Annotated in this window: 7 protein-coding genes and 1 pseudogene; 2 read left to right on the forward strand and 6 right to left on the reverse strand. The window is 44.6% G+C overall.

The window, feature by feature from the left end:
• Nucleotides 1–146 precede the first annotated feature (146 nt).
• The 4 genes from BK127_RS45260 to BK127_RS38995 all read right to left on the reverse strand — a co-directional run bounded on the left by BK127_RS45260 (nt 147) and on the right by BK127_RS38995 (nt 4,424).
• The gene (locus BK127_RS45260) at nt 147–2,201 is read right to left on the reverse strand and encodes a LuxR family transcriptional regulator (protein WP_256711642.1); all 2,055 of its coding nucleotides are present in this window, start codon (nt 2,199–2,201) and stop codon (nt 147–149) included.
• Nucleotides 2,202–2,252: 51 nt separating this feature from the next.
• Nucleotides 2,253–3,002: an SDR family NAD(P)-dependent oxidoreductase gene (locus BK127_RS38985; RefSeq protein ID WP_076238063.1), complete on the reverse strand. Its 750-nt coding sequence runs from the start codon at nt 3,000–3,002 to the stop codon at nt 2,253–2,255.
• A gap of 41 nt (nt 3,003–3,043) precedes the next feature.
• Complete coding sequence (locus BK127_RS38990; protein ID WP_076238064.1) at nt 3,044–3,499, reverse strand: DUF2269 family protein; 456 nt, start codon at nt 3,497–3,499, stop codon at nt 3,044–3,046.
• Nucleotides 3,500–3,752: 253 nt separating this feature from the next.
• A complete protein-coding gene (locus BK127_RS38995) occupies nt 3,753–4,424 on the reverse strand; it encodes a tetratricopeptide repeat protein (protein ID WP_083689925.1) in 672 nt (223 codons plus the stop codon).
• Between the two features lie 255 nt (nt 4,425–4,679).
• Here BK127_RS38995 and BK127_RS39000 point away from each other — a divergent pair.
• Nucleotides 4,680–5,479 (forward strand): annotated as a pseudogene (locus BK127_RS39000) (DUF2935 domain-containing protein).
• Nucleotides 5,480–5,557: 78 nt separating this feature from the next.
• Here BK127_RS39000 and BK127_RS39005 read toward each other — a convergent pair.
• Both BK127_RS39005 and BK127_RS39010 read right to left on the reverse strand, forming a co-directional pair.
• A complete protein-coding gene (locus BK127_RS39005; RefSeq protein ID WP_076238066.1) occupies nt 5,558–6,211 on the reverse strand; it encodes a M48 family metallopeptidase in 654 nt (217 codons plus the stop codon).
• Nucleotides 6,212–6,427: 216 nt separating this feature from the next.
• Nucleotides 6,428–7,210 (reverse strand): arylamine N-acetyltransferase family protein, encoded by a 783-nt coding sequence (locus BK127_RS39010; RefSeq protein ID WP_076238067.1) that lies wholly within the window; start codon nt 7,208–7,210, stop codon nt 6,428–6,430.
• Between the two features lie 95 nt (nt 7,211–7,305).
• Here BK127_RS39010 and BK127_RS39015 point away from each other — a divergent pair, with 95 nt between their 5' ends.
• Nucleotides 7,306–7,827: a PadR family transcriptional regulator gene (locus BK127_RS39015; protein WP_076238068.1), complete on the forward strand. Its 522-nt coding sequence runs from the start codon at nt 7,306–7,308 to the stop codon at nt 7,825–7,827.
• Nucleotides 7,828–7,894: the final 67 nt, after the last annotated feature.

Genomic DNA, 7,894 nt, shown 5'->3' on the forward strand with positions numbered 1-7,894 from the left:
CGATATGGGGACAATATTACCAGTTTATCGTATTTATCTCTACTTCAAACTGCTTATTAGGATGTACGTTAAAAAAGGTTGCTATTCCATTACTGGTAGCAGCCTTCTCCTCATATTATCGGTAATGAAACTCTTCATCTTTAACCTTATGCTTGACATTTCCCCATCAGAAAAGCCAACTGGCTTCTGTTCTTAATGTTCAGCTTCCTGAAAATATTCGACAAATGTTTCTTCACCGTCACCTCGCTGAGATATAGCTTACAAGCAATCTCCATATTGGTAAGACCTTGAATGATAAGCTCCACAACCTCCATTTCGCGCGGTGTCAAGGAGGAGAGCTCCTCCTGTGCATCTCTGCGTTCGTCTAACATGTCTAAACCTGTGAGCATTTTGTTCAGATAGCTCTGCAGTTTATTACCTCTTGTATCGATAACATAATAAGGGGTCGGCGTGATGCCATCATAATCGTAATGCACCGCATGCTTGGCAATCTGGTAGCCGAGACCGAGATGGATCTCGCCAAAGAACGGATTGGTCGGAGGCGCCGCGACAAGGAATCCGGCAGAAATGATATGCGTAATGAAGGTTAAACCGGCAGCTGCACGCAACGATTGGTCTGCGAAATCGGGAACATCGATCGTCTTCACGAAATACCCCGCATTCGTTTCTCTTGGTACCTTCAATTCCTTCAGTCTCTGCTCCGACAAGCCTGTAAAATAAGCTGAAGATAACGGCTGCGTAAGCAGATAGTCCAACGTGTGTACGTTGATCGGTATGATTACCGATAGCCCCGACAAACCTCCTTGCCTGTCCCGGAGCAGCTTGACGATGCTCAAGTCCAGCTCATATAGCTCCTGAAGATGGATATGCTTCAAGGTATATAAATTTTCTTCCATAGAAATGACGTACTCATAACGTTCTAAGGTTTCTGGATTCGTATAAGTAATCCTCGCTTCTTTGGCCGATGATCGCCTATTCTCGATATAACGCTCGGCCTCGGACCAGTTGACACTGTTGAGCGACTCCCACCGATGTGTGCCCGAATTCTGATAAAAAAAGGCAAGAATCGCCGGATCACCAATATAATAAAACCACTCTGCTGTTTCCCAAGCAACCGATTTCTTGTGTACCGATTCCTTGATCAGTTCATAATAATAAAGGTTGCAGCGCTTCCGAATCCCACTGTATTGTTCAGGTGCGCGTACCTGCAGCTCGTGAGTGATCGCATCTCGCATAAGGTCGTGAAGCAGCCAGCCCCGATCCACTCGTCGTACGAAGGAAAGTCCAACCAGCTTAAGGAATTGCTCCGTCGAGATCGGCCTTCCCATGGCACATGTGAGAAGCTCCTGGTTGAAATGCCGTAATACCGCCGCCGTCTCCACCAGCTCCCGAAGCTGCAGATCCGGAAGCTCCTTCAACCAAATATGCACTACCTGAGCAAACACGCCATTATCTTCCTCGATCGCCATTGGCTGCATCGCATGGAACTGTGTCGTGGATACGAGCAGGGACAGAGTCAACGGATGACCCTTGGTCTTGTTCCATATTTGTTGGATATCGTCTTCGACGTTGAATCCGGAGCGGTTCAAATACTCCTTTACCGAATAATAATCCAGATCCCCAATCAGCATGTGGCAGATCAACTGCCGCCATGCTGGAGAGGACAACCATGCGCCTTGAATCGGATAACGTCCAGATATAATGACGAGCACCTTGGAATGGAGCTGCGCCATAAACTCTTCGCGGAACCAATACTCGAACTCTCCCAGCTCCTCGAACGTATCCAGCGCAAGGATGACACCACCCGACTCTACCTCCTGCTGAATGGCTTCCTGGCACATTGCTAACAATCGGTTTAGTTTATCTGTCTGCTCATCCTTAGATATATGGCAGCGAAGCAGTCGCAGCAGATGGAGACAGAAGTCCTGTGGGTTATGTGGAAAATCCATGCTATCGAGCAGCAGAAACCGCGTCTGCGCTTCATGCGCAATACGGCGAAATTCGTCAAGGAGGTAGCTATTGCCTACACCACCTGTGCCATAAATATTGAGAATACTTCCTCTATGCCTCATCTCTGAAAGCTGTTCGTGGAAGAATTGGATTTCCTTCTGCCGTCCTACCAAATAATGCTGTTCAATCTGATCGATTTCGTTAACGAATCGTTCCCCAACGTCTCTCGTATTGCCCTTTTCCTTCGACATGCCTCCGAACCGCACCCTTCTCCTTCTAAATACCGCTGCTGCGGTGCTCATCTACGCCATATACATGCCACCGTTCACATTCGTACATGTACCTGTCAAGAACCGGCTCTCCTCACTGGCTAGAAAAGCGATTGCCCCTGACACATCGTCCGGCACCGCAACCCGCTGCAGCGGCGTCATGGCTGCAATCTGCTGCTTAATAGCTTCCGGTGTATAACGTGAAGCGTCCGTCTGGACAAGCCCCGGAGAAACGACATTCGCCGTAACCCCATGGGGGGCGCTTTCCAGTGCGACATATTTTGCAAACCCATTAAGAGCTGCCTTGGCCGAACCATGTGCCGTGAAATAAGGCGATGCGACTTCTGCCGCACTGCTGGATATGTAGATAATTCTTCCATATTTACGTGCAATCATAGCTGGCAAAACCGCCTGTGTCAGCGTAAATGTGGCCTTCATCTCATCGTTCAGCTTCTGGGCAAATTCCTCCCATTGCATCTCGATCAGCGGCTTCATCACGAAAGACATATTCGCATTGCTTACCAAGATATCGATGTCACCGAGCGTTGTCTGAATATGGGCGATGGCTTTGCTCACCTGTTCGGGATCACGTACGTCTGCCCTTGCCAGCTCTGCTTTACCGCCAGAATTCCGTATACGCTGCACAATCGTCTGGGCGGACTCCTCCTGCTGAATATAATTTACCGCAACACTTGCTCCCTGCTTAGCCAGCATTAGCGCTGTGGCCGCTCCGATCCCTCGGGCGCCGCCCGAAATGAAAGCTACTTTTCCTTGTAAATTCATCGGCTTGTTCTCCTTTTATTAAATAAGTTGCGGCTCTTCTGTCACATTGGTTTTATAATCATTAGAAGAATTAATACGAAACCCAGAAAAGAAGCGGTGTTGTAAAGCCGATTGGCTTTTGTAAGGAGCATGGCTGCGTTCGTCGATACGTCCATAGCAGTTGACCTTTCTTCCTCACCATCCAGTACCTGCTTTAATTGATTCACTACTGGAGTAAGCAGACCTACCGCAACCATCTGAATGAGTACATACAATACGAGAGAAATCCATATCCATAAATCTGAGAATTTCCAGCCTGATAAGGCCACGAGCACCACACCCGACACAACAGCAATTGAACCGCCTATTTTCGGGAACAAGTTGAGCAGCTGAAATAATGCCAGCGACTGCCGAAGCTGCTCCTCCTGCTGTCTTCTCCTGAACAATATATGACCGAAAAACGTCGGCCCAATGCCGATAATCGCAGATACCACGTGAATTACAATAAGCCATTGCATTTCTATCCACTCCCAAACTCCATCTTTCGTTCAGCAGACGCGTCATCCTAGAACCTCTTTAATTTATCATTCGAACTATGACAGCGGTAGTATACTATAGTAGTAGAAAGGTAGTAGTTTTTGAACGCAAAAAAGCTGAGAATGCATTCAAGCTCATTCTCAGCTTCTATACAAAGCATCGTTGATTCATTGATTTGGTTCTACGAGACATAGGGTTCGTTTTACTATCCTGCTATACCTTCAAGCTCAGCTATTAAGCAAACCCCTTTAGCTTTGCCAGCACAACCCAGCGCCGTTCGAAGCGCCGTTTATACCTTGGAAGCCCACGGTATAGTTCAACCGTTGCCCGGTAAGCCTCACGTGCATCCACTTTGCGGTCAAGTTGGCTGTACAGCTGTCCAAGTCGATAATAAGCTTCGCATGAGGAGGAATTGACGCTCTGAAACTGCTGCAGATAGGTGATGGCTTTATGTGGCTCCTGTTCGGCCCAGGCTTCAGCCAAACGCAGATAAGGCTCTCCATACTTAACGCGTGGATTCAATTCCAATGCATGCAGCAAGCTTTGCTCGCCCTGCTGCAAATGCCCAAGCTTTAATTCACAGATGCCGAGATCGGCCCGTACCTCTGCCGAATCGGACATCACCTCGGTAATCTGGAGTAATAATTCATACGCCTGTGTATATTTCCGCTGCTCGATCCATATTCGCGCCATATCGAGCTTAGCGGAGGTTTGGTGGGGGCTTAGCCGCAGCTCCTGGCGAAGTCTGGAAAGCTTTCTTGCCCGCTTTAACGGCTTGACAATACTTGGCGACAATCCGATAAAACGTCGTTCCAATACATAAAATATAATTAGCAATACGATAATGGCTACAATCGGACTTCCGGTCAGCCATGTCAGTGCAACGAACAAAACAATTTTGCTCAACATAACTCAACCTCCTTGCTCAACATAACATTATATCTCATCTCATGTGAAACTTCCTTGCCTTTCCTTCCAGTTGATTCCAATATAGCACAAATGCTTATTTCTTTACAGCCTGCTTGCCCTGCATACCTATTTTAAACCGGATAATAGCCACTGAACCTGTTATTTACAAGCCTTGTAGCCAGGCCTAATATGAATAGCCTCGGGATGGCCCTCATACACTTGAAACAAATGAACTATGAGGAGCTGATCGCTATGCCGGATCGGGAAGCGCAATTCGAGCATCAATTTTGGCTGCAAATTCTGGGAGACCATTCCCGGTTTATTCATAACACGTTATACCCTGTAGAAATCAAGGATATCGCAGCTTCGGAACAATTCATTCACCATTTCGATCTGCTGCTAGAGCGATCCCGCGGGTCGCTTGATTCTGCGCAGCTTTCGGAGCTGAATCATGCCGCTCATCAAGCCGCAGTCAGCTTGCGCGCCTTTAAATTAAGCTTGCTGGAAAGATCGCTGCTAGGCGCCGTCAAAATCGGTCTAACGCCTTCCTTCCTGAATCATATGGTAAATGAGTTAGAGGAATATATTCGTATTCTCGACGAACTGCTGGCAGGCAAACCCGTACCGCATTACCCACCCCTGCACCATGATCTGTTATGGCTGTCTGATGCCGCTTTTCATTCTTCAGCCATCGCAACCGAGCTGGACTTCGTGGAGAGACCATTGATCACCAAAAGCAAAATGTTCGAGCAGCATTTTAATGAATTTTATTTAAAAGCCATTGAACTGGCCGGTTATTTGCGAACGATGAGACAACAGTATCCTTCTTTCGTCCGGTTTCATCGGGACATCAACCTGGAATTGACCTTGTTTATGGCTTTCTAAAAGAATTGGAACAGCTTGATCTGAAAGAAGAGCTGCTTGGCAGCTTGAATCCGCTTCTTCCTGATCATATGTACCGGGAGGAATGCTATTATTTGAATAAGCTCGCACAATCCGGAGAAATTTCTGTACCAGACTGTAATCCAACCACACCTCGAGTGGAACGGTGAAAATTATACAAAAAGGTCGGCATAGGGATCATATGTTCCTCCTTGAATGGTTATCATCCGTTTGCCGACAGGTAATTTTTAACATGTCATAAAACCCCCATATCTGGCTAGATACTCTTGCTTTTCTTTATAATCCGGCATGATACTTCCAACACGTCTCCAAAAAGATCTGTCATGATTCATATGGATCAAATGGCACAATTCATGAATGATCACATAATCGATAACTTCAATCGGTGCCATGGCCAGACGATAATTAAAGGTCAACTTTTTATCCGAGCTGCAGCTACCCCACTTGGTTTTGGACTCTACGATCTCGATGGTTTTGGGTTTTACCCTCAGCTGGTTTTGATAGCTAACAATACGCTCTCGCACAATCTTCTCACAGCTTGAGAAATAAAATTTCTTGAGATTTTTCTTGAGTATGTCTTCAGTCAAATCACTAGTCTCTATTAATTCATGAAGAAAATATTCTTTTCCCAAATGCAGAAACTTCCCCGCATCTTGATATTCTCTTTCTTTAGGTGTTTGTCGTGCATCAGCAATGTTAGACTTTTTCTCTAGTATCCATTTGGCATGATGTTCAACAGCACTAATGATAACCTCTTTGCTTGTATCATTAGGGGCTTTAACTGTTATGAAACCTAAAGAATCTATCCGAATCAAAATCTTTTTTGTATGTCCATACTGCACATTAAAATCAATACTATTATTTTCAAATTCAATTTTCATCAGAAACATTCTTTCTATAAGGTTATAGTTGGAACCATCAATCACAATTCTAACGGTATGTCAGTATTGCACAACAACATAAGACAGTTTAGTCAAAATGTCAATATATCGTCCCGTAAGGGGCTTTGAGAATAACAAAAAAAACAGTCCTACCCTCGTCAAAGGGGGAACTGCCTGCGAACAACTAGCTGGTATCTGGGGCTTAACGCCAGCTCATCATTCATTAAATCCAAAATGTAGTTTGGCCAGCTCTTTAAATCTTACGCTGTCAATCTGTTCTTTTGTACAATTTCCATGAATCCATTGTGTAAAAGAAGTATCAGTTAACGTTACATTTCCATCACTTGTAAGCTGGGTAATCAGTGAGATTTTGTTAAAACGCGAGTCTTTATGCTCAAGGATAATTCCTTGTACTTCATTTAATTCAGATAAATCCTCTACAATTCGTTTGGTATCAAAAGCATAGCCTGTTTTCCACTCGGTATCCTTATATTTTAGTTTGTATTCAAATATATAGTCCCCATATTCACTTTCCACTGCTTTAACCCGAAATTCTCCATTCATAGAGGAAATCAGTTCTCCATTTAGCGGCAGAGGTTGCAGAGGCAGGTTTCCGCCAAATCCAGTATCAACCAGATAGGTTTGACCTTCATGTTGTAACAGAATGGTTACATGAGTTCTTCCAAGATTGGACCAGTCATTCGTTGCCTGATTGTATACTTCTGCGCGAACTAACACGGCATGAAACCCATTCTCTACTAAGAAATAATAAAGCAGTGGGTTCAATTGATAACATAATCCCCCTTCATTTTTCATGAGAATTTTATTAATTAGATTTTCTCTGGTAATAGCTTTTGTTGTATTTGAAATGATATTTAAATTTTCGAAAGGAATGGCTGTTGCTGTTTTTTCAAGAATGCAGTCCAATATGTCAAATGTCAGTTTTGTATGGTCTGGAATGCCAAGTCTTTTACGAAATAATTCATTCAACTCAGTCATAGTGAATAGTCCCCCCAGCCTCGCTCATTAATCTCATACCTAACTTAACATATTCGTGCCCGTGAACCCTGATTCCTTTTTGTTTAGGAACCATTTTGTGGCAGGGAATCACTCATGGTTATGGTGTTTACCGTGAAATTACTTCATGGCGGGCCGAAACATGGACAAGTGTAAAACTTGGCTCTATTTACCACGCTTTAGAAAAACTTGAGTCACAGGAGATGATACAAGCCGAAGCTTCAGGGGATAGTGTTAAGCGAGGTCCAGCCCGAACGGAATATACGCTAACTGAGCAAGGTAAGACTGAATTTATATCACTTCTGGAAGCAGCACTCAAGAGCAACGATTTTCAGTTATTGGCTGCAGGGATCGCGTTTATGGAAATGCTTCCTCGTCAACATGTGATTACACTCTTAGAGGAACGTCTTGACTCACTCAAAGAAATAGATACGTTCTTGAAGACTTTACCCACGGAGTCCATTCCGTCCGATCCTTCCAAGCATCCTGAGCTAGTGGGCATGTGGATTGGATACTTTGAATATGCAATGGCAGCCACTCAAAAGCTCAAGCATTCTCTCAAAGCAGGAAATTATCTTTTTAAAAATGAATCTATATAAGTTGAACTAAAATTGTTCAGTAATTTGGTCGCTTTCTAAGCGAAGGCATAGGCGATCTATAATTGTC

The organism is Paenibacillus sp. FSL H7-0331 (assembly GCF_001956045.1).

Excerpts from the sequence above, each read along its gene's own strand:
- BK127_RS38985 (WP_076238063.1), bottom strand. The coding sequence starts at position 3,002 with ATGAATTTACAAGGAAAAGTAGCTTTCATTTCGGGCGGCGCCCGAGGG.
- BK127_RS38990 (WP_076238064.1), bottom strand. The coding sequence starts at position 3,499 with ATGCAATGGCTTATTGTAATTCACGTGGTATCTGCGATTATCGGCATT.
- BK127_RS39010 (WP_076238067.1), bottom strand. The coding sequence starts at position 7,210 with ATGACTGAGTTGAATGAATTATTTCGTAAAAGACTTGGCATTCCAGAC.
- BK127_RS39005 (WP_076238066.1), bottom strand. The coding sequence starts at position 6,211 with ATGAAAATTGAATTTGAAAATAATAGTATTGATTTTAATGTGCAGTAT.
- BK127_RS45260 (WP_256711642.1), bottom strand. The coding sequence starts at position 2,201 with ATGTCGAAGGAAAAGGGCAATACGAGAGACGTTGGGGAACGATTCGTT.